Source organism: Tepidiphilus baoligensis (assembly GCF_012911495.1).
Classification (GTDB): domain Bacteria; phylum Pseudomonadota; class Gammaproteobacteria; order Burkholderiales; family Rhodocyclaceae; genus Tepidiphilus; species Tepidiphilus olei.
The window spans coordinates 1-25,792 of record NZ_JAAAUB010000019.1 but is presented as its reverse complement, the minus strand read 5'-3'; the positions used below and the strand labels follow the sequence as shown (position 1 = coordinate 25,792).

General features: G+C 67.1%; 26 protein-coding genes, 1 tRNA gene, 1 other RNA gene and 1 pseudogene. 24 read left to right on the top strand and 5 right to left on the bottom strand.

Features of this window, described 5'->3' with window-relative positions; all coding sequences use genetic code 11:
- Positions 1-173 precede the first annotated feature (173 nt).
- From GV368_RS10180 to GV368_RS11805, 11 genes and pseudogenes are all read left to right on the top strand, one after another.
- Positions 174-392, top strand: a complete 219-nt coding sequence (locus GV368_RS10180) for a hypothetical protein (protein ID WP_072755421.1) — start codon at positions 174-176, stop codon at positions 390-392.
- Positions 389-886: a DUF2924 domain-containing protein gene (locus tag GV368_RS10175; protein WP_072755420.1), complete on the top strand. Its 498-nt coding sequence runs from the start codon at positions 389-391 to the stop codon at positions 884-886. The genes GV368_RS10180 and GV368_RS10175 overlap by 4 nt, the downstream gene beginning before the upstream one ends.
- On the top strand, positions 883-2,241 hold the full coding sequence (locus tag GV368_RS10170; RefSeq protein WP_169116439.1) for a recombinase family protein: 1,359 nt from the start codon (positions 883-885) through the stop codon (positions 2,239-2,241). The genes GV368_RS10175 and GV368_RS10170 overlap by 4 nt, the downstream gene beginning before the upstream one ends.
- Positions 2,238-2,669 (top strand): hypothetical protein, encoded by a 432-nt coding sequence (locus GV368_RS10165; protein ID WP_169116438.1) that lies wholly within the window; start codon positions 2,238-2,240, stop codon positions 2,667-2,669. The genes GV368_RS10170 and GV368_RS10165 overlap by 4 nt, the downstream gene beginning before the upstream one ends.
- A 95-nt stretch (positions 2,670-2,764) precedes the next feature.
- Positions 2,765-3,169, top strand: a complete 405-nt coding sequence (locus tag GV368_RS10160; RefSeq protein ID WP_055423764.1) for an ArsR/SmtB family transcription factor — start codon at positions 2,765-2,767, stop codon at positions 3,167-3,169.
- The gene (locus GV368_RS10155; protein ID WP_169116437.1) at positions 3,169-5,076 is read left to right on the top strand and encodes a heavy metal translocating P-type ATPase; all 1,908 of its coding nucleotides are present in this window, start codon (positions 3,169-3,171) and stop codon (positions 5,074-5,076) included. Before GV368_RS10160 ends, GV368_RS10155 begins: the two co-directional genes overlap by 1 nt.
- Positions 5,077-5,105: 29 nt before the next feature.
- Positions 5,106-5,498 carry a DUF302 domain-containing protein gene (locus GV368_RS10150; protein ID WP_127478535.1) on the top strand — a complete coding sequence of 131 codons (393 nt, stop codon included), beginning with the start codon at positions 5,106-5,108 and terminating at the stop codon, positions 5,496-5,498.
- Positions 5,499-5,661: 163 nt separating this feature from the next.
- Complete coding sequence (locus GV368_RS10145; protein WP_169116436.1) at positions 5,662-6,237, top strand: hypothetical protein; 576 nt, start codon at positions 5,662-5,664, stop codon at positions 6,235-6,237.
- A gap of 12 nt (positions 6,238-6,249) precedes the next feature.
- Entirely contained in the window at positions 6,250-6,498 is a 249-nt protein-coding gene (locus GV368_RS10140) for an SHOCT domain-containing protein (RefSeq protein ID WP_055423768.1), read from the top strand.
- Positions 6,499-6,550: 52 nt separating this feature from the next.
- Positions 6,551-7,192: a Spy/CpxP family protein refolding chaperone gene (locus GV368_RS10135; RefSeq protein ID WP_169116435.1), complete on the top strand. Its 642-nt coding sequence runs from the start codon at positions 6,551-6,553 to the stop codon at positions 7,190-7,192.
- Positions 7,193-7,207: 15 nt separating this feature from the next.
- Positions 7,208-7,755: pseudogene (locus tag GV368_RS11805) on the top strand (phenylacetate--CoA ligase family protein); the annotation flags it as partial.
- Between the two features lie 281 nt (positions 7,756-8,036).
- On the opposite strand, the gene GV368_RS10125 reads toward GV368_RS11805, so the two are convergent.
- From GV368_RS10125 to GV368_RS10115, 3 genes are all read right to left on the bottom strand, one after another.
- Positions 8,037-8,112, bottom strand: a tRNA-Phe gene (locus GV368_RS10125).
- A gap of 37 nt (positions 8,113-8,149) precedes the next feature.
- A complete protein-coding gene (locus GV368_RS10120) occupies positions 8,150-9,607 on the bottom strand; it encodes a sensor histidine kinase (RefSeq protein WP_055423770.1) in 1,458 nt (485 codons plus the stop codon).
- Positions 9,591-10,268, bottom strand: a complete 678-nt coding sequence (locus tag GV368_RS10115; protein WP_169116433.1) for a response regulator — start codon at positions 10,266-10,268, stop codon at positions 9,591-9,593. The genes GV368_RS10120 and GV368_RS10115 overlap by 17 nt, the downstream gene beginning before the upstream one ends.
- 131 nt (positions 10,269-10,399) lie before the next feature.
- Between GV368_RS10115 and hemA the strand changes: the two genes are divergently transcribed.
- From hemA to grxD, 5 genes are all read left to right on the top strand, one after another.
- Positions 10,400-11,734, top strand: coding sequence for a glutamyl-tRNA reductase (gene hemA / locus GV368_RS10110; RefSeq protein ID WP_169116432.1), 1,335 nt, complete (start codon positions 10,400-10,402; stop codon positions 11,732-11,734).
- Positions 11,731-12,825: a peptide chain release factor 1 gene (gene prfA / locus GV368_RS10105; RefSeq protein WP_142811690.1), complete on the top strand. Its 1,095-nt coding sequence runs from the start codon at positions 11,731-11,733 to the stop codon at positions 12,823-12,825. Before hemA ends, prfA begins: the two co-directional genes overlap by 4 nt.
- Positions 12,822-13,700 (top strand): peptide chain release factor N(5)-glutamine methyltransferase, encoded by an 879-nt coding sequence (prmC, locus tag GV368_RS10100; protein WP_142811688.1) that lies wholly within the window; start codon positions 12,822-12,824, stop codon positions 13,698-13,700. The genes prfA and prmC overlap by 4 nt, the downstream gene beginning before the upstream one ends.
- 293 nt (positions 13,701-13,993) lie before the next feature.
- Positions 13,994-15,502, top strand: coding sequence for a methyl-accepting chemotaxis protein (locus tag GV368_RS10095; protein WP_169116431.1), 1,509 nt, complete (start codon positions 13,994-13,996; stop codon positions 15,500-15,502).
- A 138-nt stretch (positions 15,503-15,640) separates the two neighbouring features.
- A complete protein-coding gene (gene grxD, locus GV368_RS10090; RefSeq protein ID WP_028874655.1) occupies positions 15,641-15,964 on the top strand; it encodes a Grx4 family monothiol glutaredoxin in 324 nt (107 codons plus the stop codon).
- A gap of 65 nt (positions 15,965-16,029) precedes the next feature.
- On the opposite strand, the gene argH is transcribed toward grxD, so the two are convergent.
- Positions 16,030-17,433, bottom strand: a complete 1,404-nt coding sequence (gene argH, locus GV368_RS10085; protein WP_169116430.1) for an argininosuccinate lyase — start codon at positions 17,431-17,433, stop codon at positions 16,030-16,032.
- Between the two features lie 129 nt (positions 17,434-17,562).
- Between argH and hemC the strand changes: the two genes are divergently transcribed.
- The 5 genes from hemC (at position 17,563) to ffs (ending at position 21,961) form a co-directional block, all read left to right on the top strand.
- Positions 17,563-18,522 (top strand): hydroxymethylbilane synthase, encoded by a 960-nt coding sequence (gene hemC / locus GV368_RS10080; RefSeq protein WP_169116429.1) that lies wholly within the window; start codon positions 17,563-17,565, stop codon positions 18,520-18,522.
- On the top strand, positions 18,519-19,301 hold the full coding sequence (locus GV368_RS10075) for a uroporphyrinogen-III synthase (protein ID WP_169116428.1): 783 nt from the start codon (positions 18,519-18,521) through the stop codon (positions 19,299-19,301). The genes hemC and GV368_RS10075 overlap by 4 nt, the downstream gene beginning before the upstream one ends.
- Positions 19,298-20,683 carry a uroporphyrinogen-III C-methyltransferase gene (locus GV368_RS10070; RefSeq protein ID WP_456243395.1) on the top strand — a complete coding sequence of 462 codons (1,386 nt, stop codon included), beginning with the start codon at positions 19,298-19,300 and terminating at the stop codon, positions 20,681-20,683. The genes GV368_RS10075 and GV368_RS10070 overlap by 4 nt, the downstream gene beginning before the upstream one ends.
- 10 nt (positions 20,684-20,693) lie before the next feature.
- Positions 20,694-21,857: a heme biosynthesis HemY N-terminal domain-containing protein gene (locus GV368_RS10065; RefSeq protein WP_169116426.1), complete on the top strand. Its 1,164-nt coding sequence runs from the start codon at positions 20,694-20,696 to the stop codon at positions 21,855-21,857.
- Between the two features lie 6 nt (positions 21,858-21,863).
- An RNA gene (gene ffs / locus GV368_RS10060) (signal recognition particle sRNA small type) lies at positions 21,864-21,961 on the top strand.
- A 4-nt stretch (positions 21,962-21,965) separates the two neighbouring features.
- Here ffs and GV368_RS10055 read toward each other — a convergent pair.
- A complete protein-coding gene (locus GV368_RS10055) occupies positions 21,966-22,853 on the bottom strand; it encodes a ZIP family metal transporter (RefSeq protein WP_169116425.1) in 888 nt (295 codons plus the stop codon).
- Between the two features lie 152 nt (positions 22,854-23,005).
- Here GV368_RS10055 and dnaX point away from each other — a divergent pair, with 152 nt between their 5' ends.
- From dnaX to recR, 3 genes are read left to right on the top strand one after another with little or no spacing between them, the layout of a single operon-like run.
- Entirely contained in the window at positions 23,006-24,808 is a 1,803-nt protein-coding gene (gene dnaX, locus GV368_RS10050) for a DNA polymerase III subunit gamma/tau (RefSeq protein WP_169116424.1), read from the top strand.
- The gene (locus tag GV368_RS10045; protein ID WP_142804541.1) at positions 24,798-25,124 is read left to right on the top strand and encodes a YbaB/EbfC family nucleoid-associated protein; all 327 of its coding nucleotides are present in this window, start codon (positions 24,798-24,800) and stop codon (positions 25,122-25,124) included. Before dnaX ends, GV368_RS10045 begins: the two co-directional genes overlap by 11 nt.
- A 6-nt stretch (positions 25,125-25,130) precedes the next feature.
- Positions 25,131-25,730 (top strand): recombination mediator RecR, encoded by a 600-nt coding sequence (gene recR / locus GV368_RS10040; RefSeq protein WP_169116423.1) that lies wholly within the window; start codon positions 25,131-25,133, stop codon positions 25,728-25,730.
- Positions 25,731-25,792: the final 62 nt, after the last annotated feature.

The window sequence follows — 25,792 nt, the reverse complement described above, 5'->3', positions numbered from 1 at the left end:
GAGGCGCTAAACGGAATTTACAGAAAGGATGGTACACAACCACCCGATCCCGCGAACTCCTTCGCACCAGCCCCCATCGGTCCGCACCGGCCCGAAACTCCCTGATGGCCTCGGTAGAGGCCTGACCGGACAATCTCGTCATCGAGCGAGTTGGACGTTCAGGACCGATACCGATGTGCACGATCAACCACCTACCACCCGAACGGATGACGCCGGAGCAGCGCCGGCGCGAAGCCGCATCCTTGCTGGCCCACGGCCTCGTCCGACTGCGCGAGGCCGTGTTCGCCCAGTCCGCAGGCGGCCCCGCGGAGAGCGAGTTTGAGCTTGGCTTCTCCGGCCACCAGCGCCTTCATAGCCACCCCGTCAACAACACTTTGGAGGAGGCTCCATGAAGGCAAGCACCGTCCCACCCACCCCGCCGAGCGTCGTCGCCCGGATCGCCGGGCTCCCGGATCTCTCGATAGAGGAAATGAGGGCGCTTTGGCGAGAACTCTTCGGCAGCGACAACCCGACGCCCAATCGCCAGTTCATGGAGCGGCGGATCGCGTACAAGCTGCAAGAGATCGAGTTCCGCAAGGTCGATCCCAGCCTCTTGGAGCGCAACAAGCGGCGCATCAAGGCCCTGGTGGAGACCGGCAAGGCGCGCAAGCTCGATCGCGACATCCGGCTGATGCCCGGCACCGTGCTCACCCGGGAGTACCAGGGGATCGAGCACCGGGTGACGGTCGCCCAGGACGGACAGTATGAGTTCGAGGGCAGGCGCTACCCGAGCCTGTCCATGATCGCCCGCGAGATCACCGGCACCCGCTGGTCCGGGCCGCTCTTCTTCGGCGTGAAGGCACCGGCCAAGGCGAAGAATCCGAAGAAGCAGGGAGGTCGGCGATGAACGAAGCCCTGAAGCGCCGCCTGCGCTGCGCCGTCTACACTCGGAAGTCCACCGACGAGGGGCTCGACCAGGAGTACAACTCCATCGACGCCCAGCGCGACGCCGGCCACGCCTACATCGCCAGCCAGCGCGCGGAGGGCTGGATTCCGGTGGCCGACGACTACGACGATCCCGCCTTCTCCGGTGGCAACATGGACCGGCCGGCGCTCAAGCGGCTGCTGGCCGACATCGAGGCCGGCAAGGTCGACATCGTGGTGGTCTACAAGATCGATCGCCTGACGCGATCGCTGACTGACTTCTCGCGAATGATCGACGTCTTCGAGCGCCACGGGGTCTCCTTCGTCTCGGTCACCCAGCAGTTCAACACCACCACCTCGATGGGGCGGTTGATGCTCAACATCCTGCTCTCCTTCGCCCAGTTCGAGCGCGAGGTGACCGGCGAGCGCATCCGCGACAAGATCGCCGCCAGCAAGCGCAAGGGCATGTGGATGGGCGGCGTGCCGCCACTCGGCTACGACGTCGAAAACCGGCGGCTGGTCCCGAATGAGCAGGAGGCCAAGCTGGTCCGGCACATCTTCCAGCGCTTCGTCGAACTCGGGTCCTCGACCCTGCTCGTGAAGGAGCTGCGCCTCGACGGCGTGACCTCCAAGGCCTGGACTACCCAAGACGGGCGGGTGCGCGATGGCAAGCCCATCGACAAGAGCCTCGTCTACAAGATCCTCAACAACCGCGTCTACCTGGGCGAGATCCGCCATCGCGATCAGTGGTATCCGGGCGAACACCCGCCCGTCGTCGAGCGCAGGCTGTGGGATGCCGCCCAGGCGATCCTCGCGCAGAACTCGCGTGTGCGAGGCAACAACACCCGCGCCCGGGTGCCGTTCCTGCTCAAGGGGATCGTCGTGGGGATCGATGGCCGGGCGCTCACGCCCTGGTCCACGCGCAAGAAGAACGGACGTATCTACCGCTACTACCTGCCGACGCGGGAGAACAAGGAGCACGCCGGCGCCTCCGGGCTGCCGCGCCTGCCGGCCGGTGAACTGGAGGCCGCCGTGCTGGAGCAGATGCGCCGGGTGCTGCGCGCCCCGGCCATGGTCGCCGGGGTGGCCGAGCGCGCCGCCCGGCTCGACCCCTCCCTGGACGAGGCCCAGGTCACGGTGGCCATGACCCGGCTGGATGCGATTTGGGATCAGCTCTTCCCGGCCGAGCAGCAGCGCATCGTGCGGCTCCTCATCGACAAGGTGATCGTCTCGCCGGACGACATCGAGGTGCGGTTCCGGCCCAACGGCATCGAGGTGCTCGCCCTGGAGCTGCGCCCCGAGCCCGCCCCGGAAACCCTTGAGGAGGCCGTGGCATGAATGAAATCTTGATCGACAAGACCGGTCAGCCAGAGGTGATCACCGCGAGCGACGGCAGCCTTACCATCGCTGTGCCGATCCGGATCAAGCGCCGCGGCAGCCGCAAGGCCGTGGCCCTTCCGGACGGCAGCGCTGTCCAGCCCCGTCCCTGGGATGACACGCCGACGCCGATCCAGCTCGCGCTCGCCCGCGGCCACCGCTGGCTGGCGATGGTGGAGTCCGGCGAGGCGCGCACGCTATCCGAGGTGGCCGAGCGCGAGGGGATGGATCGGGCCTATGTGAGTCGGATGGTGAACCTCACCACCCTGGCGCCGGACATCGTCGCCGCCATCCTCGACGAGACCCTGCCGCCAGAGGTGACGCTGTTCGATCTGGCGTCGGGGACGCCGTTGTTGTGGGAGGAGCAGCGGCGAAGAATCCAAGCCTGATCTCGCGGATCCCCGATTCCCCGCCCCGGGTTGGGAGGGTGGCCGATTTCCCGTCCGAGTGTTGCGTCGTCGCATAGATGTGTTATCATGCAACTATGCATACGATCAACGTACAACCACACGAAATCTTTCAGGCCCTCGCCGACCCGACGAGGATCCGTATCGTCCGCCTGCTGGCCGAGACCGGCGAGGAGGCCTGCCTCTGCGAACTGGTGGACAGCCTGCTTGAGCCCCAGTACAAGCTGTCGCGCCATGTAAAGATTCTGCGTCAGGCTGGGCTGCTGTCCGCAGAGAAAGATGGGCGCTGGGTCTATCACCGCCTCGTGCGCGGCGTGCCTTACCTGGAATTGGCCTACGACATGCTGCGGGCGCTGCCCGACGTCGGCGGGCTCTTTGCCCAGGACTTGCACCGTTTTCGCGAGCGGATGTGTTTACGGGAAGGCGGGCGCTGTCGTATCGGCATCCAGACCGCATCGCTTGCGGCGGTGGAGGGCGAGTGATGGGCTGCGCCTGCGCCGCCGAGGCCCCGGTGGTCATGCCGCGACCCTGGCGCAACGCCAAGGTCGTCACCTCCGTATGCTCCGGGCTGTTGCTGCTCACCGGCTTCGTCGGCGGCTATCTCGGCCTGCCCGCCGGGTTCCAGGCAATTCTCTATATCGCCGCCGTACTCGTCGGCGGCTACTATTTCGGCCGCGAGGCGCTGGAGGAACTGGTCAAGGAGCGCGAGATCGGCATTGAGCTCCTCATGTCCACCGCCGCCATCGTCGCCGGGGTCATGGGGCAGTGGGCGGAGGCCGCGACGCTTGTGTTTCTCTACTCGATCTCCGAGGCGGCGGAAGGCTACACGGCGGAGCGCGCCCGGCACGCGATCCGCGCCCTCATGGACTTGGCCCCGAAGACCGCGCTCGTGCGGCGCGGAGACGAGGAGATACGGATCCCGGTCGAGCAGATCCGGGTGGGCGATGTCTTCATCGTGCTGCCGGGCGAGTCGGTCGCCACTGACGGCGAGGTGGTCGACGGTCATTCCAGCGTGAACCAGGCGCCGGTGACCGGCGAATCCGTGCCGGTCGAGAAACTGCCGGGCAGCCAGGTGTTCGCCGCCACCCTCAACGGCGAGGGCGCGCTCACGGTGCGCGCCACCAAGACCTTCGCCGACAACACCCTCTCGCGCATCATCCATCTGGTGGAAGCCGCGCAGGCGAGCAAGGGCCGCAGTCAACGCTTCATCGAGCGCTTCGGCAAGCGCTACAGCCCCTCCGTCCTGGGCGTGGGCATCCTCATCGGCCTTTTGCCGCCGCTGTTCGGCCTGCCTTGGGAGGACTGGCTCACCCGCGCCACCGTGTTCATCGTCGCCGCCGCCCCTTGCGCCCTGGTGATCTCCGTCCCCATCACGCTGGTCGCCGCCATCGGCACCGCCGGCCGCAACGGCCTGTTGATCAAGGGCGGCGTGCATCTGGAGAACCTGGCCAAGGTGCGGGTGGTGGCCCTGGACAAGACCGGCACGCTCACCCTGGGCCGGCCGCAGGTCACGGATGTGATCCCGCTGGACGGGCAAAGCGAACGCGAGGTACTGGCCGCGGCCGCCGCCCTCGAACTGCGCTCGCAGCACCCCCTGGCGCAGGCCGTGCTGGAGCGGGCCAAGAGCGAGGGCATCGCGGTCAACCCGGCCCAAGATTTCCTGTCCCTCACCGGCGCGGGCGCCCGCGGCCGGATCGAAGGCGTCGACCACTATGTAGGAAACCCACGGCTCTTCGAGGGGCTGGGCGTTCCGGTGGCCGCCGCGATGCCCCGCATCGAAGCCTTGCAGCGGGAAGGCAAGACCGTGGTGCTGGTCGGCACCGATCGAGCCCTCGACGGCCTGATCGCCATCGCCGATCCGCTGCGGCCGGAGGCGGTCCGGGCCGTCGCCGAGCTCAAGCGCGCCGGCATCGAGCGGGTGGTCATGCTGACCGGCGACAATCCCTTGGCGGCGGAAGCGATCGCCAGGCAGGTGGGTGTGGACGAGGTGTTCGCCGAGCTTTCCCCGGAGGGCAAGACGCGCAAGGTCGCCGAGCTGGAGGCGCGCTACGGCAAGGTGGTGATGGTCGGCGATGGCGTGAACGACGCGCCCGCACTGGCGGCGGCCCACGTCGGCGTCGCCATGGGCGCGGCGGGCACCGACGTCGCGCTGGAGACGGCGGACGTGGTGCTGATGAGCGACAACCTCGCGCGGCTGCCCTATCTGATTTCCTTCAGCCGCCGAACCTGGCAGGTGATCCGGCAGAACCTCGCCCTGTCCGCGGTGGTGATCGGCGGCCTGATCGCGGGCGCGGTGGGCGGCTATTTGACCCTGCCGATCGCGGTGCTGGCGCACGAGATCAGCGAGTTCGTGGTGATCGGAAACGGCCTGCGCATGCTGCGCCGCTGAACAGCAATTCCAACCCAAGGAGCGTTGTCATGGATATCAAGTACGGTTTCGGCAAGACGGTGGAGCTGACCTTCGATCAAGCGATCGAGCGCGTCACCCAGGCCCTGCAGGCCGAAGGCTTCGGCGTGCTGGCCGACATCGACGTCGCCGGCGCGATGAAGAAAAAGCTCAACCAGGACATGCCGCCCTACCGAATTCTCGGCGCATGCAATCCGCCGCTCGCGCATCGGGCCCTGACGGTGGAGCCGTCCATCGGGCTGCTCCTGCCCTGCAACGTGGTGGTGCGCCAGGATGATGCAGGCAAGGTGCATGTCGAGTTCATGGACCCCAACGCCGTGCTGGACCTGGTCGGCAAACCGGATATCACTCAGCTGGCCGGTGAGGTGAGGCAGCGGCTGCAGCGGGTGATGCAGGCGCTGTAGCCCCGGGCGAAAAGCGTCTTTCAGCCCGGGGCGAACGAGGAGCGTGGAGATGAGAACAACTCGACGAGGCATTTCAAGGCTAACGGCCGGTGCAGCCGTCGCGTTCTCGTTGCTCGTCTCATCCCTCGCTGTTGGCCTTGCCCGTGCGGAGGGGGCAACAAAATTGGCGCAAGACATGATGGGGCCGGGAATGATGGGCCCCATGCACAGGAACATGATGCAGCGGATGATGGGGGGCGCGCTGCCGCCCGGCATCGATCCCGCGCTGCTGCCCGAGCCGGATTCGGCAGGCGCGAGGATACTGCAGTATTACTGCGTGCAATGCCACAACCTGCCCGGCCCGGGCATGCACACCGCCGCCGGATGGCCGCGGGTGCTGGGCCGCATGAACATGCGCATGCGGATGATGGGCGGCATGATGGGTGGAATGATGGGGGTGGTGGCCCCGAGCAGGGTAGAACTGGACATCCTGCTCGACTATCTGCAGAAGCACGCCCAGGAACCGATCGACGCGGCCAAATACCCGGACCTGAACACGCAGGCGGGCCAGGCGTTCAGCACCTCCTGCGTGCAGTGCCACGCGCTGCCGGACCCGCGTCAGCACACCGCGCAGGAGTGGCCGGCGGTGGTCGGCCGGATGCGCGGGCACGAGGCGGCAATGGGAAAGTTCGTCCCGGACAAGACGACGACGGCCGAGATTATCGACTTCTTGCGGCGGCATGGCCGCACCCGGGAATGAAAGGCTAAGAAGATGATGATGGATTACGGCATGGGCTGGGGATGGGGATTCGGCTGGATCTGGATGATCCTGCTCTGGCTGGTGCCGGTACTGCTCGTGCTGGCCGCCATCAAGTATCTGTTGGGCGGCAGAAGCCGAACGGGCACGGGCGCTCGCCAGGGCGATGACCGGGCCTTGGCTATCCTTGAAGAAAAATACGCGCGGGGGGAAATCGATCGCGACGAGTTCTTGCAGAAGCGCGACGACTTGAAGGGGGGATAGGCCCCGGTCCAAGGACCGGGTTGTGCAATTTCCACCAGTAAAGGAGATGCAAATGAACACCAAGCAAAAACTCGTTGGCGCGCTTGCCGCGATGGCGCTTTTGGGAACCGTGGCCAGCGCTTCGGCTCAGCAAGGGCAACCGTACTACGGCTACGGCATGGGACCCGGCATGATGGGCGGATGGTGCCCGATGTGCGGCATGGGGCCGGGGATGATGGGCATGGGACCGGGCATGATGGGTCCCGGCATGATGGGCATGGGTCCCCGCGGGATGTGGGGGGATTGGGATGACTGGGACGACCGCTACATGGGCCCTGGCATGATGGGCCCTGGCATGATGGGCCCCGGAATGATGGGCCCCGGAATGATGGGCGGATACGGCTATGGCCCGGCGCTCGACCTCACGGAGCAGCAGCAGGCCAAGATCGCACAGATCCAGGAGGACTTCCGCAAGAAGCAGGGGGACCTGGCGGCGAAGATGTATGCCGAGCAAGCCAAGCTCAACGAAATCTACTACTCCGGGAAGCGTGACCCCGCCGCGATCGACAACCAATACAAGAAGATTTGCGACCTGCGACGGCAGATGATCCAGATCCAGGTCGATGCGCAGAATCGCATGGACGCGGTGCTCACCCCCGAGCAGAAGGAGCGGCTGCGCGGTTACTACGGCGGGCGGGGCGGGATGATGCGGTAGCCGGCCACAGCCGGCCACGTTAACGGTGACTGGGCCGTGCTCGAGCCGGTCGACGCCGACTACCGGCCGACTCTACCGGGCACGCCGTCGCACACGGTCCTGCTGAGTAATCTCGCCAGCCGGGTACAGCCGATCCTGCGCTACGACCTCGGGGACAGCATCCTGCAGCGGCCCGATCCCTGTCCCTGCGGCAATCCACTGCCCGCGATCCGCGTGCAGGGCCGCTCCGCCGATGTGCTCTCATTTACGACAGAACGCGGCGAGCGTGTCTTTATCCCTCCGCTGGCGTTGGAGCTTGACCATATCTCTGGCGTCGAGCTGTCGCAGATCGTGCAGACTGCACCGATGCGTCTGCGCGTGCGCCTGCGTCCCGCGCCCGGCGCCGACCCGGAGCGCATGTGGGGGAGGCTGTGCGTAGTGGGATCGCGTGCCTGCTCATCGAGCACCGGCTCGATCAGGTCGCGGTCGAGCGCGCCGAGGAGCCGCCTGCGCAATCCAGCGGCGGAAAGTACCGCACCGTCATTCCGCTACCTCCCGAGGGCGCCCCGACCACGCAGGGTTGAGGCTATGTCTGGTTTGGGTGAGCGATGCACTCATCCAACCGGTTGAACGGTCAGCACGTAACTTGTTGATATTGAATGGTGCCGTCGGCGCTCCCTGTTGACTTCGACCTTTCGCCGGGGAGCAGGGCCGGAGAGAAAAACGGCGCGGAGAGAGCGAAATGGGGCCCGAGGCAGGCGAGACGGCCGGGGAAGGAAGTCCGCAGGAATCCGCAGGAGTCCCCGCGAACGCGCGGGAGCGCGCAAGAAAAAAGGCCAACCGAGAACGGTTGACCTTTATATATTGGTGGCCAGGGGCGGAATCGAACCACCGACACGCGGATTTTCAGTCCGCTGCTCTACCGACTGAGCTACCTGGCCGCCGAAGACCGCCATTATAGCGGCGGGAAAGAGAAAGTCAATCATCCTTGGCGCGGGGGCGCTCGTCCTGCCGGGCGGGGCTTCGTGCCGGCAGGGGGAAGCGCACGCGGGCGAGCGTGCCCTGGCCGTGGGGGTTGGGTTCGAGGCTGACGTCGGCGCGGTGCATCTCGGCGATCTCGCGCACGATCGCAAGGCCCAGGCCGGAGCCGTCGACGCCGGTGTCGAGCACGCGGTAGAAGCGCTCGAAGACGCGGGGGCGGTCGGCGGGGGGGATGCCGATGCCGGTGTCTTCGATCTCGACGTCGACCGAATCCCCGCGGGCTAGCGCGCGCAGGGTGACGCTGCCGCCGGGCGGGGTGTATTGGATGGCGTTGTCGACCAGGTTCTTGAAGAGTTCCTGCAGCATGAGGCGGTTGCCCTCGACTTCCAGCCGCCCTTCGCTTTCGTCGAATCCGAGCTCGAGCGCTTTGTGCTGGGCCTTGGGGTAGAGCTCGAGGGCGACGTCGCGCAGCAGTTCCTGTACGTCGAGGCGTTCGATGCGGTGTACCGTCTCCGAGCTCGATTCGGCGCGCGCCAGCGTGAGGAGCTGCTGGATGAGGTGGGCGGCGCGTTCGGCGGCGCCGTGCAGGCGCTGGAGATCCTGGCGCAGCGCCTGCGGGTCGCGCTCGCGCAGGGCGAGCTCGGCCTGCATCTTCAGGCCGGTGATGGGGGTGCGCATCTGGTGGGCGGCGTCGGCGATGAAGCGGCGCTGGGCCTGGAGGTTTTCTTCGAGACGGGCCATCATGTCGTTGAAGGCGACGATGAGGGGGCGCACTTCTTCGGGGACGCTCTCGGGCGCGATGGGCGAGAGGTCGGTGGGGCGGCGCTGGCGGATGCGCGCCTGCAGGCGGGCGAGCGGGGCGATGCCGCGGGTGAGGCCGAACCAGACGAGCACGACCGAGAGCGGAATCAGGGCGAATTGCGGCAGGAGCACGCCGGTGACGACGTCGGAGGCGAGCTCGCGGCGCTTGTTGAGGGTCTCGGCTACCTGGGCGATGACGAAGCGCGGCTGCTCGGGGCCGGGGCGGCGGTCGATGCGGGCGGCGACGCGTACCGGTTCTCCGGCCACGACGTCGTCTCGCCAGCGCACTTCGCCGTCGGGCAGCCAGGGGCGGGGCGGGGCGGGGATCTCGGCGTCGCCGCCGACGAATCCTTCGTCGGTGCGGACCTGGAAGAAGACGACGTCGCTCGCCGAGGAGCGAAAGAGGATGCGGCCCGGCGCGGGCAGGTTGAGCTGGACGCGGTCGCCGTCGATCGTCACGAAACGCGCGAGCATCTGAACCTGTTCGCCCAGGGCGTGGTCGAACGAGCGATTGGCGATACGATCGGCCACTTGGTGCGTGACGATGATGGAGAAAGGCCAGAGAAAGAGCAGCGGGGCGAGGAGCCAGTCGAGGATCTCGCCGAAGACGGAGTTGGGCGAGCCGTCGGGCGTGCGCTTACGCCAGGGAAGCATCGCTGGGCTCCAGGCTGTAGCCGAGGCCGCGCACCGTCTGGATGCGTACGCCGCTTCCTTCGATCTTCTTGCGCAGCCGGTGCATGTAGACTTCGATGGCGTTGGTGGAGACTTCCTCGCCCCAGCCGCAGAGGTGTTCGACGAGCTGTTCCTTGCTCACGAGCCGCCCGGGGCGGGTGATGAGGTATTCGAGGAGCGCGAGTTCCCGGCCGGAGAGTTCGAGCGGGGTGCCGTCGAGCCAGACGCGCCGGGCGCTCTGGTCGTAGCGCAGCTTGCCGGCTTCCACCACCGGCGGGGCGGCGAGCGAGCGCCGGGTGAGCGCCCGCACGCGGGCTTCCAGCTCGGGGAGCGCGAAGGGTTTGGTGAGGTAGTCGTCGGCGCCGGCATCGAGTCCGCGCACGCGGTCTTCGATTCCGTCCTGGGCGGTGAGGATGAGCACGGGGGTGGTGTTCTTGCGCGCGCGCAAGCGGCGCAGCACCTCGATGCCGGGCAGTCCCGGCAGGCCGAGATCCAGGATGACGAGGTCGTAGGGGGTGGTTTGCAGGGCCACGTCGGCCTCGCGGCCGTTCATCAGCGTGTCGATGGCGCAGCCGGATTGTTTGAGCGCCCGGGCAAGGCCGTCGGCAATGACGGCGTCGTCTTCGACGATGAGGATGCGCATGCCTGCGTTCTCCCTTGGGCGATGGCTTCGCCCGCATTGTGGGTGCCCTGCTGTCCGCCGTCAAGGGTCGGGTCGGGTCGGGGCGGATGATATAATCGCTGCCTTTACTCCGATCTCCAGCTCGCGCGCTCATGCCGTTCTATGCCTTGGGTCTGAACCACCATTCGGCGCCGATCGCGATTCGGGAGCGGTTCGCGTTCGATGCGCAGCGCGTGGCGCCGGCCCTGCAGGAATTGTGCGGTGGCGTGGCCGGCGTGTCGGAAGCCGCCATCCTCTCCACCTGCAACCGCACCGAGCTCTACGTGGCGGCGCGCGAGGCGGAGCCGGTGGTGGCTTGGCTCACCGCCCGCCAAGGAACGCCGCTGCCGGAAGTGGCGCCGCACCTCTTCACCTATATCGACCAGGCGGCGGTGCGCCATGTTTTTCGCGTGGCGAGCGGCCTCGATTCCATGGTGCTGGGCGAAGCGCAGATCCTGGGGCAGTTCAAGGACGCAGTGCGGGCGGCGCAAGCGGCCGGAACGCTCGGCAAGCATTTGCACAAACTCTTCCAGCACACCTTGGCGGTGGCCAAGGAAGTGCGTTCGGGCACGGCGATCGGGGCGAACGTGGTCTCCATGGCCGCGGCGGCGGTCAAGCTCTCCGAACGCGTCTTCGGGCCGGTATCGGAGCAGCGGGTGCTCTTCGTCGGCGCCGGCGAGATGATCGAATTGTGCGCCACCCACTTCGCCGCCGGCCGCCCCAGGCGGATGATGGTGGTCAACCGCACGCTCGCCCGGGCCGAGGCGATCGCCCAGCCGCTGGGCGCGGGCGTGGGGCGGCTCGAGGACCTGCCGGACATTCTGCCCGAATTCGACACCATCGTCTCGAGCACGGCCAGCCCGCTGCCGCTCATCGGCCTGGGGATGGTCGAGCGCGCCCTGAAAAAGCGTCGGCGCCGGCCCTTCGTGATGGTGGATCTGGCCGTGCCGCGCGACGTCGAGCCGGAGGTGGGTGAGCTCGACGACGTCTTCCTCTATACCGTGGATGATCTGGCGCAGATCGTGCAGGCGGGGCTCGCCTCGCGGCAGCAGGCGCTGGTGGCGGCGGAGCGCATCGTCGAGGAGCGGGTGGCCGAGTTCATGGCCTGGGTGCGCTCGCGCGAGATCGTGCCCTGGATCCGCCGCCTGCGCGAGCGGGCCGATGCGCTGCGGGAGGCGGAGCTACAGCGGGCCTTGCGCCGCCTGCATGGGGGCGAATCGCCCGAGGCGGTGCTCATGGCCCTGAGCCATGGGCTGATGAACAAGTGGCTGCACGCGCCCACGCGCTTTTTGCAGGAGGCGGGCGACGCGGAACGCGAGGCGCTGCTCGCGGCCCTGCCGCGGCTCTTCGCGCTGGAAGAAAGCACGCCCCCGGCAAAAGACAAGGGGGAAGACGCGACGCAGGAAGAATCCCTGCCTCTGGCGGTGCCGCGGGGGGAGCGGGGATGAAAGCGCGTATCCGCGAACGGCTGCAGCGCATGGAGGAAAGGCTGCAGGAGCTCGACCGGGCGCTGCTCGACCCGGCGGCGGCCTCCGACCCGCAGCAGCTGCGCCGTCTGGGGCAGGAGCGCGCGGAACTCGAACCGGTGGTGGCGCAGTGGTGCGCTCATCGCGCCCTCGAAGAAGAGCTTGCGGCGGCCGAGGCGCTGACTGCCGATCCGGAACTGCGCGCGCTCGCGGAAGAGGAAAAGACGCGGCTCAGCGAGCGGCTCGCCGAGAGCGAGCGCGCGCTCATGGAAGCGCTCACGCCGCGCGACCCCGAGGACGACCGGCCGGCTTTCCTCGAGATCCGCGCCGGGACCGGCGGCGAGGAGGCAGCGCTCTTCGCGGCGGATCTGCTGCGCATGTATCTGCGCTATGCCGAGCGCCGCGGCTGGCGCAGCGAGATCCTCTCGGCGAGCGAGTCCGACCTGGGGGGGTACCGCGAGGTGATCGTGCGGCTGGAGGGGCGCGGCGTCTACGGCCGGCTCAAATTCGAGTCGGGCGTGCATCGGGTGCAGCGGGTGCCGGCCACCGAAAGCCAGGGGCGCATCCATACTTCGGCTTGCACGGTGGCGGTACTGCCGGAGCCGGACGAGGAGGCCGTGGTGCAGATCGACCCTTCCGAGCTGCGCATCGATACCTTCCGCGCGAGCGGCGCGGGCGGACAGCACGTCAACCGGACCGATTCGGCGGTGCGCATCACGCACCTGCCCACAGGGCTCGTCGTCGAATGCCAGGACGACCGCTCGCAGCATCGCAACAAGGCGAAGGCCATGGCGGTGCTGGCCGCACGGCTGGAGGCGCGGCGGCGGGACGAACAGGCCGCGGTGGTGGCGGCCGCGAGAAAGAGCCTGGTGGGCAGCGGCGATCGCTCCGAGCGCATCCGCACCTACAATTTCCCGCAAGGCAGGGTGACGGACCACCGCATCAATCTTTCGCTCTATCAGCTCGACGCGCTCCTCGAGGGGGATCTTGATCCGCTCATCGAGCCGCTGCGCCTCGAGCATGAACAAGAGCGGCTGCATGAGCTGGAGAACGCGCCCGAGGATTCGAAATGAATACGACGTCCGGGGCGCTGCCGCACGATGCGACGGTGGGCGAGGCGCTCGCCTGGGCCCGCGCCCGTATCGGCGCGCTGGAAGCGCGCGTGCTGCTGTGCCACGCCAGCGGCTGGAGTTCGACCAAGCTCACCGCCTGGCCGGAACGCTCCTTGCCGGCGGAAGTGCTGCAGCGCTTCGCCGCCTGGGTGGAGCGGCGCGCGGCGGGGGTGCCGGTGGCCTACCTCGTGCGCGAGCGGGAGTTCTACGGACGGCGCATTCGCGTCACGCCTTCGGTACTGATCCCACGACCGGAGACCGAGACCCTGGTGGAGGTGGCGATCGCCCTCGCCCTCGCCCTCACCCTGCCGCCGGAACACGCGCCGCGGATCCTCGATCTGGGCACCGGCAGCGGCTGCGTCGCCATCACCCTGGCACTGGAACTGCCGCAGGCGGAAGTTTTCGCGGTGGACGCCTCGCCCGAGGCGCTCGGCCTGGCGATGGGAAACTCCGCCCGCCTGAAAGCGAGCGTGTCGTTTCTGGAAAGCGACTGGTTCTCCCGGCTAGGCCCGGGCGAGGCGTTCGATCTCATCGTCTCCAACCCGCCTTATCTCGCCCAGGACGATCCGCATCTCGAAGAGGGGGATCTACGATTCGAACCACGCTCGGCGCTGGTCGCCGGAGAAACGGGCTTGGAAGCGATCGCAGCGATCGTCTCCGAGGCGCCACGCCACCTCGCCGAGGGCGGCTGGCTGCTGCTGGAACATGGTTGGGATCAGGCGCAGCGGGTGCGGGGGTTACTGCTCGATGCTGGTTTTCTCGAGGTGCAAAGCTGGAAGGATCTGGCCGGGCACGAGCGGGTGAGCGGCGGACGGCGGCGCCTCGTCGACGCCTGAGGCTCGAGCGCGGAACAAGAGGTGGTTTTTTTGCATCTTCAATCGTTGCATTGGCGCGTAAGGTGTTAAAGTCGCAGCCGTTCCGTCCTGTAACATAACAATGCCCATGCGTCTTCCGGATCGTCCCCGTGTTCTTCCTCGAGGCCAGCCTCGGCGCCGGAGGCTGGCGTGGGTGTTATTCGCGCTGTGGTTGTCTTATTCGGGCGCACTCCTGGGGTGGCATGCCTATACCGTACCCGCGTCCGACGTGTGCTTCACGCGCCCTTGAACCGTGATCGTTGGAGAATGTCATCATGACCGAGCCTGAGCCGACCGGTCGGGTCGAGGATGCCCTCATTCCTTTCCAGGCACATGCCGACCGGCTCATGCTGGGCGCGCTCGCGCTGCACTTGGTCGTGACCTTGGCGTCGGCCGCCATCACCGATACCTGGGGCATCGCGTTCCTTGTTGGCGTGCCCACGTTCTTGGTCCCACTCATCGTGGCGAGACTCCAGCCTGGGGCTTTGGTCACGCGCATGACCATCGCAGCGGCATTCATGGTGTTTTCGGCCCTGCTCATTCAACAATATTCCGGAGCCATCGAAGCCCATTTCGGCATTTTCGCCTTGCTCGCTTTCCTGCTCTACTACCGAGATTGGCGTCCCATTCTGGTGGCGGTGTTGGTCATCGCCGTTCATCATGCCCTGTTCAACTACCTGCAGATGCAAAACTGGGGAGTCTATGTCTTCATCCAAGGACCTTCCTGGACCCTCGTGGGCGTTCATGCGGCCTATGTCGTGGTCGAATCCCTGCTGTTGATGTACATGGCCCAGCGGCTCAAGCTGGAAGCAATCGAGAGCGTCATGGTCTCGAGGGTGGCCGAACGAGTGGGCGAGGGCGACTTGCGTCCCGTCGCTGCCGCGAAAGACCATCGGCTATTGCAGTCCATGGCCGAAATGCAATCTCATTTGACTGCCGCGTTGCGCCAGGTTTCGAGTGAAGCCAAGGCGGTGTCGGAGATGGCCCAAAAGCTCGAAGGGGAAGTCGAGAGCGGGTTGGCGCGAACGCAGGATCAACGCCAGGCCGCCCATGAAGTTTCTGCGGCCGTTGCCGATTTGTCGATGGCGCTCGAACGGCTCAGTGAACAGGCCGAATCGGCTAGGCAACTCGCGCTCGACGCGAGGCGGTCGGCCCAGCAGGGCGGAGAAATCGTGCAGCAAACGATACGCGAGATCACCGCGGTGGCCAAAGCCATCCATGAAACTTCCAGCAGCGTGGAATTTCTCGGTACCCAGTCCGAACGCATCGGTGTGGTGGTCGAGCTCATCAAAGGCATCGCCGGGCAGACCAACCTGCTCGCCTTGAACGCAGCCATCGAAGCGGCGCGTGCCGGCGAGGCTGGGCGTGGGTTTGCCGTGGTGGCCGACGAAGTGCGAAAGCTCGCCGAGCAGACCGCGAAGGCCACGGACGAAATCAACGACGTGATCGCCGGCATCGGTCAGAGCAAGGACGAGGTGCTCAGCCGCATACGAGATGCGGTCGAGCGTGTGTCGAAGGGCTCCGAGATGGAGCAAGATGCGGAACGGGCGATGTCGAAGATTATTGAGGAGGCCTCGCGCGTGGAGGAGGTCTTCGTGGAGATCGCGAGAGAGGTGGTCGCCCATAATCGATCGATGCAGGAAAGCGCCAAGCAGCTGGGTCGGGTGGCAGAGTGGACGGACGAGACCGAAGAGTCCATGAAGAATGTCGGTGAGGGCGTTCGTCGCCTGCACGTCTCCGGCGAGCGCTTGGCGCGGACGGTGAGTGCATTTCGCCTGAAGTGAAAATTCGGATCTCTACGCCAACCCGTTCGCGGTGATTGTTCACTTGACGCTTCTTGGCGGGCCTGGCTAACATCCGTGTTGCCGCGAAAATTCAACAAGTACTCGTGGCTTACCCCAACCGATGACATAAGGACCGAAATGGACATCCAAGAAAAAATTCGCCAGCAGATTGCCGCCGATCCGGTGGTGCTCTACATGAAAGGCACGCCCGATTTCCCCTTGTGCGGTTTTTCCGCGGCGGTGGTGCAGGTGCTGCGCCGCTGCGGTCTGAAAGACTTCGCCGCCTACAACGTGCTCGAAGACGAGTCCTTGCGCCAGGGGATCAAGGAATACGCCAACTGGCCGACCATCCCCCAGCTCTACATCAAGGGCGAATTCATCGGCGGGGCGGACATCGTGCGCGAGATGTACGAGTCGGGCGAACTGCAGGAATTGCTCAAGGAAGCCGGTGTGCTCGCTTGACATCGGGTGCCGCGCAACCCCACCATGCAGCCGCACGGTAGGCGATTCGCGGCACCCGCACGGTTTCAGACGCGATTCATCAGCCGTGCCCGGGCGTGGGCGATCGCTTCGCGTACCGCTTCGGGCGCGGTGCCGCCGATGTGGCGCCGCTGCGCGAGCGACCCCTCGATCGTCAGCACCCGATAGACGTCTTCCTCGATCAGGGGGCTGAAGCTGCGCAGCACGTCCAGCGGCAGCTCGGCCAGATCCACGCCGCGCGCCTCGGCCTCGCGCACGGCGCGCGCCACCGCTTCGTGCGCGTCGCGAAAGGGAACCCCCTTCTTCACCAGATAATCGGCCAGATCGGTGGCCGTGGCGAAGCCCTGGCGCAGCGCTTCGCGCATCGCCTCGGGGTGCACGGTGATGCCGCCCACCATCTCGGCGTAGATCACGAGCGTGTCGAGCAGGGTATCGACGGCATCGAACAAGGGTTCCTTGTCTTCTTGGTTGTCCTTGTTGTAGGCGAGCGGCTGCGCCTTCATGAGGGTGAGGAGCCCCATGAGGTGCCCATAGACCCGTCCCGTCTTGCCGCGCACGAGCTCCGGCACGTCCGGGTTCTTCTTCTGCGGCATGATGGAAGAGCCGGTGCAGAAGCGGTCGGCGAGCGTGATGAAGCCGAAGCGCGGCGTCATCCACAGGATGAGCTCCTCGGAGAAACGCGACAGGTGCATCATGACGAGGGATGCCGCCGCGAGGAATTCGATGGCGAAGTCGCGGTCGCTCACCGCGTCGAGCGAGTTGCGGCACACGTCCTCGAAGCCGAGTTCGCGGGCGACGAATTCGCGGTCGATGGGAAAGGTGGTACCGGCGAGCGCCGCCGACCCCAGCGGCAGGCGATTGACGCGGCGGCGGGCGTCGCGCAGCCGTTCGCGGTCGCGCTCCAGCATTTCCACGTAGGCCATGAGATGGTGGCCGAAGGTCACCGGCTGGGCTACCTGTAGATGGGTGAAACCCGGCATGGGGGTGGCCGCGTGCGTCTCGGCCAGATCGAGGAGCGCGCCTTGCAGCGCTTCGATCGCTTCGACGATCGCGTCGATCTGATCGCGCAGCCACAGGCGCAGGTCGGTGGCGACCTGGTCGTTGCGGCTGCGCCCCGTGTGCAGGCGCTTGCCGGCGTCGCCCACCAGGGCCGTGAGACGTTTCTCGATGTTGAGGTGCACGTCTTCGTCGTCCAGCGACCAGGGAAACTCTCCGCGGGCGATCTCTTCGCGAATCCGGGCCATGCCGCGCTCGATGTCGGCCAGATCCTGGGCGCTCAGAATGCCCTGGCGCGCGAGCATCTTGGCGTGGGCGAGCGAGCCGCGGATGTCGTGCTCGGCGAGCCGCCGGTCGAAGGGGATCGAAGCGGTGTAGCGCTTGACGCGCTCGGAGACGGGTTCGGCGAAGCGCCCCGACCAGGTCTTGGCGGGCGTGTGCGGCGTGTCGGTCATGGTGATGAGCGGTGATCAGGCAAGGAAAGGGGCAATTATAAGGCCGCGGGGCGTCGAGGCGACGATGATAGAATCGCCGCATCCGTTGTTTGCCGCCGGCGCTCGTGCCCGCGTCGCCAGGGAGAAAGCATGACAGAAGAAAACTCGGCCTTTCCGCCGCCGTCACGCCTCGTCATCGCCACCCGCGAGAGTCGCCTCGCCTTGTGGCAGGCGCAATTCGTCAAGGCTAGGCTCGAGGCCCTCTATCCCGCCTGTCGCGTCGAACTCTTGGGCATGACCACCCGCGGTGATCGTATCCTCGACCGGCCCCTGGCGAAGGTGGGCGGCAAGGGGCTGTTCGTCAAGGAACTGGAGACGGCGCTGCTCGCGGGGGAAGCCGATCTGGCGGTGCACTCGATGAAGGACGTGCCGATGGTGCTCGACGAGGCGTTCGCGCTTCCCGCCACGCTCGCGCGCGAAGAGCCGGCCGATGCCTTCGTCTCGAACCGCTACGCCAGCCTCGACGATCTGCCGCCGGGCGCGGTCGTGGGTACTTCCTCGCTGCGACGCCAGGCCCAGGTCATCGCTCAGTACCCCTATCTGGCGGTGAGCCCCTTGCGCGGCAATCTCGACACGCGCCTGCGCAAGCTCGACGAGGGGCAGTTCGACGCCATCATCCTCGCGGCGGCCGGTTTGCGTCGCCTGGGATTGGGCGAGCGCATTCGGGCGGTGCTGCCGGTCGAGGTCAGCCTGCCGGCGGCGGGGCAGGGCGCACTGGGCATCGAATGCCTGGCCGAACGCGCGGAGGTGCGCTCCTGGCTCGCACCGCTCGGCGATCCCTTCACCACCGCCTGCGTGGCCGCCGAGCGGGCCTTTGCCCGGGTGTTGGGCGGCAGCTGTGAAGTGCCGATCGCCGCCTATGCCGTGCGCGAGAGCGGGGAACTCTGGCTGCGCGGCCGGGTGGCCGAGCCCGACGGCAGCCGTATCTACGGTGGCGAGATCCGCGGGCCGCTCGCGGAGGCGAGCCGTTTGGGCGAGACCCTGGCGCAGCGTCTGCTCGATGAAGGCGCGGCGGAGCTCGTCGCGACGCTCTCGGGCGGCGCGGCATGAGCGACTCGCCGCCCGCCGTGTGGGTGACCCGTCCGCGTGCGCAGGCCCGGCGGCTCGAGGCGATGCTGCAGGCACGAGGGTTTGCGCCGGTGGCGGCGCCCTTGCTCGCGATCGAACCGATCGAGGACGAGGAGCAAGAGGCGCAGGTCGCCGCCGCGCTGGATGACTATGCATGGGTCTTCTTCGTCAGCCGCACCGCCGCCGAGCTCGCCGTGCCGCGCCTTCGCCGTTACCGCGCCTGGCCGCCGGGTCCGCCGGTGATGACGGTGGGTGAGGGCAGTGCCGAATCGCTGCGCGCCCTGGGATTCTCAGAGGTCATCTGTCCCCGCGAGGGGGCGGATTCGGAGGCAGTGCTCGCGCTGCCCGAGTGTGCGCGCGCGGCCGTCTCTGGGCGGCGGGTGCTGCTCGTCAAAGGAGAGGGCGGGCGGGCGCTGCTCGCGCAAACGCTGATCGAGCGCGGCGCCCTGGTCGATACCTGGATATGTTATCGTCGCGTCCAGCCCCGATGGACGGCGGAAGTGCTCGCCCCCTTGCGCGAGCGGCGGCTCGCCGCCATGCTCCTCACGAGCAGCGAAGGGGTCATGAATCTGCCGGCCCTGGTACCGGCTGCCGATTGGCCGCTGCTTGTCGACGTGCCGGCCGTCGCGGCGCATCCGCGCATCGCTGCCGCGGCTACGACCCTGGGTCTGCGGCGTGTCGTCACGGCAGCGGCTCCGGGAGACGCGGGGCTGATGGCCACATTGGAATCCTTGCCCGCTGTGCAGGAGGGAAGTCGATGAACGAGCCGAAAACGAAAGAAAACACCGTGGAGGATACCGCGGCTGCAGAAAGCGTGGGTGCCACCGCTCCTTCCCCCGAATCCTCGCCCGAATCGGCAGGACAAGAAGCTACGTCCAGTCCTCCGCAGGGTGCTACGGGAGATCCACAGGGTGGGACATCCCACGCGAACGAGGCAGAATCGAGTGCCCCGTCCGCTCGATCCGGCCGTTCCTGTCGCCGCTGGGGCGGCTGGGCGTTGGCAGCCGGCGTCGTGGTGTCGCTACTTGCTTTGGGCGCCTACGCTTATGCGCGCCATGTCGTGCAGCAGGAGGCGGCGCAGCGCCAGGCGCTCGAGGAGCGACTCGTCCGGCTCGAACAAGGATCGCGACGCAGCGAGGAATCATTCCAGCAGCTCCAAGGTGCGCTGACCGTCCTCACGCAGCGGCTCGATGCCGTCCAGCGCACGCTGGGGCAGGTTCAAGGGCAAGTGGATGATCTGCGCGAGCTGGGCCGTTTGGTGGAGCGCCTCACCCAGGCGCTGAGCCGGCAGGACGAGCGACGCCTGCTCGTCGAGGCGCGTGACGTGCTCAGCTATGCGCAACGGCGCATCGACTGGGCGAACGACCTCTCGTCCGCGATTGCCGTGCTCGCCGAACTCGACGCGCGTTTGGCCAAGGAGAGCAAAGGGCTCTTCCTGCCCTTGCGTCAGGCGCTCGCCCGCGACTTGGAGCGTCTCCGCGGCGCCCCTCGGGTCGATCTCGACGGGATCCTCGCCCGACTCGATGCGCTGGAATCCCGTTTGCCGCAGCTCACCCTCACCTTCGCCGCGCCCGTGCCGGAGACGGCGAGCATCGCCCTCCCTCGGCACGGTGCCGACGCAGGGTCGGAGAATTCTTTGCCGCCGGGGGAATCACCTTGGTACCAAGGAATCTGGCAGACGATCCTGCATTGGGGCGACGCAATGCTCACATCCGTGGCTGGGCTGGTGCGTTTGGAGCGACTCGATGCGGTTGCGCCGGAGCTCCTTTCGCCGCAGATGCGCCTGGTGCTCGAAGAAAACCTGAGGTTGTGGCTCTCCAGCGCTCGACTCGCCGCCCAGAGTGGCGACGAGGCGCGTTACCGTGCCGCGCTCGATAAAGTACGAGAGGCGGTGGAGCGATTCTACGAACGTGATGATCCTGTCGTGGCCGCGACGCTCGCGGCGCTCGACGAGCTCACGGCACAAGCGGTCGGTGCGACGCGCCTCTCGCTCACCGACTCGTTCGCCGCGCTCGCCCGGATCGAGGAACGCCTGCAGGCCGAAGCGGCCGCTTCCTCCGCCGCCCCCCTGGNAGGCGAGGGAGCGAGCACCGCGCAACGCAGCGATTCGCCCGCGCAGCCAATCATTCAGCGTTTCCCTTGAGGAGAGCCCCATGAAAGCCTTGCTTACCTTCGTGCTCGTGGCGTCTTTGGCGGTGGCGGCAGGGCTCGCCATCGAGGGCGTGGATGGTTACGTGGTCTTCGTCGTGCCTCCGTGGCGTGCCCAGTTGTCTCTCACCCTTTTCGCATCGTTGGTCGTGGCGACCGTATTGGTTCTCTACGCCCTGTTGCGGCTGGGAAGCTCGCTCATCGCACTGCCCCGATCCCTACGCAATCGGCGCGAGGCATGGCGTTTGCGTCGGGCCACGCACACGCTGTCGCAGCTGGTGCGCGCCCATGTGCTGGGCGATGTGGTGAGGGTCCATCGTTTGGCGGACCGGCTCTCCCGATACCCCGACCTTTCCGAAGCCGGCGCGGCGCTCGCCACCGTGACGGCGCTCGATCGCGGCGATGAATCCCGAGCGGAGAACTGGCTTGCCCGGCTCCAGCGTTGGCCCGACGTTCGTGCCGTGCTGGAAGCCGAGTTCGGCGCACGATGCGCCCGTCCCGAACGCCTCCATGCGGCGATGGAGCGGCTCGCAGAACTGCGCGGTCTCCCCGAGGCCACGGCGCTGCGTCTGAGGCTGGAAGCCGCCAAAAGGGAAGAACGTTGGCAGGAAGTGCTCGAATCGGCACGTCGCTTGCGCGCGCTCGAAGCCATGGACGCGAGCGAAACGGCTGCCCTCATCCGGCAAGCCCACCTCGACGATGCCTCCTCCCGGCTGAGCTTGGGGGTAGACCTCGCCGCTTGGTGGAAACGGCTACCCAAGGAAGAACGCTACGATCCCGCTTTCCTCGTTTCCTTGGCAAGGCTGGCGCTCGACCGGGGGCAGGGCACGCAGCTCCGTCCCATCCTCGAGAACGCCTTGAGCAAGTGCTGGCTGCCGGAGCTGGTTCGGCTCTACCCTTACTGTGTCGAACCCGGCGCTCGGCAAGAGGCGCTCGTCCGGCTGGAAGCATGGCGCTTGGCGCACCCCGAAGAGCCCGCGGTGCTCGAAGCCCTCGTCGAACTCTGTCTCGAACTGCAGCTGTGGGGCAAGGCGCAGGACTATCTCTCGCAGTTGCGTCGGGTCGGTGCTGATCCTGCCGTACTGGAACGCTTTGGCTCGCGGCTGCGAGCGGGCACCGCAGATCGCGATGGCGCGACCCTTTCCGCTCCTCGAGGCGTGTTAGAATAGCGCCGTGGCGGGTCGCCCCGCATTGCGGCGCGGGAACCGGGTCAGGGCCGGAAGGCAGCAGCCCTAACCGCTCCCCGCAAGTGCCGGGGGTCCGGCTCGCCACCCTCCTCATACCCAGTACGACAGCCCCAACACCAAGGCCGCCCCGCCGACGAGCGGTAGGATCGCCCGCATTCCGCTTTGGCGAAGCCGGGGCGCGAATTCATGGATCAGCACGAACCCCATGGCCCCTGCTGCCAAGCCGGCCATCGAGAGCGCCTGTTCGGTGCCGACCAGACCCAGGCTTTTCGTCAGCAGCGCCACTACGGGTTCCACCGAGACCGCGGCGAAAGCCCAGACGCCCGCTTTCCTATCGGACCAGCCCGCCGCCGTGAGCAACCACATCGCCAGCACGCTCTCGGGCACGTTCTGGATCGCGATGCCCAAGGCAAGGCTGGGTCCCAGCACCTCACTCATGCTCAGCGCCAACCCTTCGGGCACGTTGTGCAGGGCGAGCGCAAACAGGAACAAGCGGGCCGAGCGCTCCTGCCCGGCCAGGGGCTCATGGCGGTGCGGCACCAACCGATCGAGCAGGGCCAACATGCCGGCCCCCAGGCCGAGCATCAGCATCCACCGGAGCATCGTTTGTACCTGCCCACCGTCCTGGGAGGCGATTTCTTGGATGGAGGGCAGGATGAGCCCTACGATCACGCTCGTGCCCATCACGCCGGCGGCAAAGATCTCGGCCGTGACAGGGGAAGCCAGCACCCACGACGACAAGGTGCGCGCGATCAGCAAGCCGCCGAGGGCCGCCGACAAGGAGAGGCAGACGAGGAAACCCCAAGGTGAAGCCGTCTTCAAGGGAACCAAGACCGCCGCGAACAGCACGGCCGCGCCCGCGAGCCAGATCGCCCATCCCAACGCGGCGCGAAACGCGCGCAAGGCACCGCCTTTCCGTTGCGTCGGCTCGTGCGCCGTGCCCATCGGGCCGAAGCGCGCCAAGACTTTGCTGATCATGGGATTCTCCTCGTGCTCGTGATCTCGTCCTGAAGAAAGGATAAGGTGTGAGGGCGCCAAATGCAAATGATATTGAGAAATGATCTCAATAAAAAATTCCCATCCCAGGGCGTTTCGTGGTGTCGTCGAGAGAATCCGGTAGAATTCTCCCTATGACACAGCTCGCCCTCGCCCGCAAATGGCGACCCCGCCGCTTCGAAGCGCTCGTGGGGCAGGACCACGTCGTGCGCGCCCTCACGCACGCGCTCGCCACGCAGCGGTTGCACCACGCTTATCTCTTCACCGGCACGCGCGGGGTGGGCAAGACCACCATCAGCCGCATCTTCGCCAAGGCGCTCAACTGTGAGCGAGGTATCACGCCCGAGCCCTGCGGTACGTGCGCCGCGTGCGTGGCGATCGACGCCGACCGCTTCCCCGATTACGTCGAGATGGACGCCGCCTCAAACCGCGGCGTCGACGACATGGCGGCCTTGCTCGAGCAGGCCGTCTATGCGCCGGTGCAGGGGCGCTTCAAGGTCTACATGATCGACGAAGTGCACATGCTCACCGGGCACGCCTTCAACGCCATGCTCAAGACCCTCGAAGAGCCGCCCGAGCACGTCAAGTTCATCCTCGCCACCACCGATCCGCAAAAGATCCCCGTCACGGTGCTGTCGCGCTGCCTGCAGTTCAACCTGCGCTCGCTGCCGCCCGCGCTCGTCGCCGAACACGCCGCCCGCATCCTGGAGGCCGAGGGCGTGCCCCACGATCGTGGCGCGCTCGAACTCGTGGGGCAGGCCGCGCGCGGCTCCATGCGCGATGCGCTCTCGCTCCTCGACCAGGCGCTCGCCTACGGGGCAGGAGAGGTGCGCGAGACGCAGGTGGCGGAGATGCTGGGCCTGGTGGCGAGCGCCACCTTGCGCGAACTCTTCGAGGCCGTGGCAGCGGCCGATGCCCCGGCTGCGCTCGCGCTCGCCGACCGGCTCGCCATGAGCGGCGCCTCGCTCGAATCGGCCCTGGCCGCGCTCGCGCAATTCGTGCATCAGCTCGCCGTGCTGCAGTTCGCGCCCGAAGCCCTGGAGACGCAGACGCGCGAGGCGCTCGCCCCGCTCGCGGCCCGGCTCGACCCCGAATACCTTCAGCTCGCCTACGACATCCTCACGCACGCGCGCCGCGATCTGGCGCTCGCGCCCGATCCCGCCGTAGGCTTCTCGATGGCCGTCTTGCGTCTGCTCGCCTTCGCGCCCCAGACGACCGCCACGCCCCCTTCCGCCGTGCCCGGCCCCGCCACGGCGCCGCGCAGTGAAACGACCCGTGCCACGCCGCGTCCCTCGCCAAGCGAGGATGCTTCGCCTCTGGACGAAAGAGAACGCCTGGATGCCGCGCCGTCGCGCTTCGAGCATGGGTCATCGACGGATGAGGTGGCCCACGAGGCGATCGGTGTTACGCCGATACGGACGGAAGCGGTGCCCGGGCAGCCTTCTTCGTCCGGTGCACATTCCGTGCGGGAGCCGCTCGTGTCTCGCCCGGGCGAGCAGGTACGGTCGGGTAGCAGCGAGGTCGATGCCTGGCACGAATGGTTTGCCGCCATGCGTCTCACGGGGCTCGCGCGCGAGTTCGCGCAACATTGCGTCTGCCGCGCGGTCCACGGCGATACGGTCGAGCTCCTGCTCGATGCCTCGCACCGCGTGCTGCTCGAACTACACCCGGAATGCGTCGATCGCATCGCCGAGGCGCTGGGCGAAGTGCTGGGGCGGCGCGTCCAAGTGCGCGTCACCGTGGCCGAAGTCGCCGATACCCCGGCGCAGCGCGAAGCCGAGGCCCGTCGCCGGGCCCATGCCGCCGCCGTCGGGCGGCTGCTGGCGCACCCCGTTACCCAGCGGCTCGTCGAACGGTTCGACGCCACGCTCGACGAGGCCAGCGTCACCTGGTCTAGTTCTTCAACTCCACCGCAAGGAACACGCCATGCTCAATAAGAACGCCCTCTCTGGCTTGATGCGCCAGGCGCAGCAAATGCAGGAAAACATGAAAAAAGTGCAGGACGAACTCGCCGCCCTCGAAGTCGAAGGGCAGGCCGGGGCCGGGCTCGTCAAGGTAATCATGACCTGCAAGTACGACGTGCGCCGCGTCAGCATCGATCCCTCCGTGCTCGACGACAAGGAGATGCTCGAAGATCTCGTCGCCGCCGCGGTCAACGACGCCGTGCGCCGGGTCGAGCAGACCACCCAGGAGAAGATGGCCGCCGTCACTGCCGGCATGCCTTTGCCTCCAGGCATGAAATTGCCTTTCTGAGCGTCCATGCCCACGCCGCTCGACGAACTCATCGAGGCGCTGCGCTGCCTACCGGGCGTCGGCGCCAGGAGCGCGCAGCGCATGGCGCACCACTTGCTGCAACGCGAGCGGCGCGGCGCGCAGCGGCTGGCCCGGGCGATCGAGGCGGCGCTCACCACCCTCACGCACTGCGCGCGCTGCAATGCCTTCAGCGAGACTACCGTGTGCGCCCGCTGTAGCGATCCGGCGCGCGACGCCACCCTCGTCTGCGTGGTCGAATCGCCCGCCGACATGGAAGCGATCGAACAAACCCACAGCTACCGTGGCCTTTACTACGTGCTGATGGGGCGCTTGTCGCCGCTCGATGGCATCGGCCCCAAAGAGCTCGAGCTGGAGCGTTTGCTCGAGCGGCTCGCTGCTCCAGAGGTGCGCGAAGTGGTGCTCGCCACCAACTTCACCAACGAAGGTGAGGCCACGGCACACTGGATCGCCGAACGCGTGCGAGCGCGTGGGTTGGCGGTCACGCGCCTGGCGCGCGGCGTGCCGCTCGGCGGCGAGCTCGAATACGTCGATCCTGCCACCGTGGCGCACGCGCTCATCGACCGCCGCCGGCTCGACGCCACCTGAAGCGTCGAGCCACCGCATTCCTCTGTTGTCAACAAATAGAACTGTCCGGTTTCGTAGCACAT

Coding starts and splice junctions, on each gene's coding strand:
- GV368_RS10150 (WP_127478535.1), top strand. CDS start 5,106: ATGGATATCAAGTACGGTTTCGGCAAGACGGTGGAGCTGACCTTCGAT.
- dnaX (WP_169116424.1), top strand. CDS start 23,006: ATGACACAGCTCGCCCTCGCCCGCAAATGGCGACCCCGCCGCTTCGAA.
- GV368_RS10055 (WP_169116425.1), bottom strand. CDS start 22,853: ATGATCAGCAAAGTCTTGGCGCGCTTCGGCCCGATGGGCACGGCGCAC.
- GV368_RS10135 (WP_169116435.1), top strand. CDS start 6,551: ATGAACACCAAGCAAAAACTCGTTGGCGCGCTTGCCGCGATGGCGCTT.
- prfA (WP_142811690.1), top strand. CDS start 11,731: ATGAAAGCGCGTATCCGCGAACGGCTGCAGCGCATGGAGGAAAGGCTG.
- grxD (WP_028874655.1), top strand. CDS start 15,641: ATGGACATCCAAGAAAAAATTCGCCAGCAGATTGCCGCCGATCCGGTG.
- GV368_RS10045 (WP_142804541.1), top strand. CDS start 24,798: ATGCTCAATAAGAACGCCCTCTCTGGCTTGATGCGCCAGGCGCAGCAA.
- GV368_RS10170 (WP_169116439.1), top strand. CDS start 883: ATGAACGAAGCCCTGAAGCGCCGCCTGCGCTGCGCCGTCTACACTCGG.
- recR (WP_169116423.1), top strand. CDS start 25,131: ATGCCCACGCCGCTCGACGAACTCATCGAGGCGCTGCGCTGCCTACCG.
- GV368_RS10180 (WP_072755421.1), top strand. CDS start 174: ATGTGCACGATCAACCACCTACCACCCGAACGGATGACGCCGGAGCAG.
- hemC (WP_169116429.1), top strand. CDS start 17,563: ATGACAGAAGAAAACTCGGCCTTTCCGCCGCCGTCACGCCTCGTCATC.
- argH (WP_169116430.1), bottom strand. CDS start 17,433: ATGACCGACACGCCGCACACGCCCGCCAAGACCTGGTCGGGGCGCTTC.
- GV368_RS10140 (WP_055423768.1), top strand. CDS start 6,250: ATGATGATGGATTACGGCATGGGCTGGGGATGGGGATTCGGCTGGATC.
- GV368_RS10160 (WP_055423764.1), top strand. CDS start 2,765: ATGCATACGATCAACGTACAACCACACGAAATCTTTCAGGCCCTCGCC.
- GV368_RS10115 (WP_169116433.1), bottom strand. CDS start 10,268: ATGCGCATCCTCATCGTCGAAGACGACGCCGTCATTGCCGACGGCCTT.
- GV368_RS10075 (WP_169116428.1), top strand. CDS start 18,519: ATGAGCGACTCGCCGCCCGCCGTGTGGGTGACCCGTCCGCGTGCGCAG.
- GV368_RS10175 (WP_072755420.1), top strand. CDS start 389: ATGAAGGCAAGCACCGTCCCACCCACCCCGCCGAGCGTCGTCGCCCGG.
- prmC (WP_142811688.1), top strand. CDS start 12,822: ATGAATACGACGTCCGGGGCGCTGCCGCACGATGCGACGGTGGGCGAG.
- GV368_RS10065 (WP_169116426.1), top strand. CDS start 20,694: ATGAAAGCCTTGCTTACCTTCGTGCTCGTGGCGTCTTTGGCGGTGGCG.
- GV368_RS10120 (WP_055423770.1), bottom strand. CDS start 9,607: ATGCTTCCCTGGCGTAAGCGCACGCCCGACGGCTCGCCCAACTCCGTC.
- GV368_RS10095 (WP_169116431.1), top strand. CDS start 13,994: ATGACCGAGCCTGAGCCGACCGGTCGGGTCGAGGATGCCCTCATTCCT.
- GV368_RS10155 (WP_169116437.1), top strand. CDS start 3,169: ATGGGCTGCGCCTGCGCCGCCGAGGCCCCGGTGGTCATGCCGCGACCC.
- GV368_RS10165 (WP_169116438.1), top strand. CDS start 2,238: ATGAATGAAATCTTGATCGACAAGACCGGTCAGCCAGAGGTGATCACC.
- hemA (WP_169116432.1), top strand. CDS start 10,400: ATGCCGTTCTATGCCTTGGGTCTGAACCACCATTCGGCGCCGATCGCG.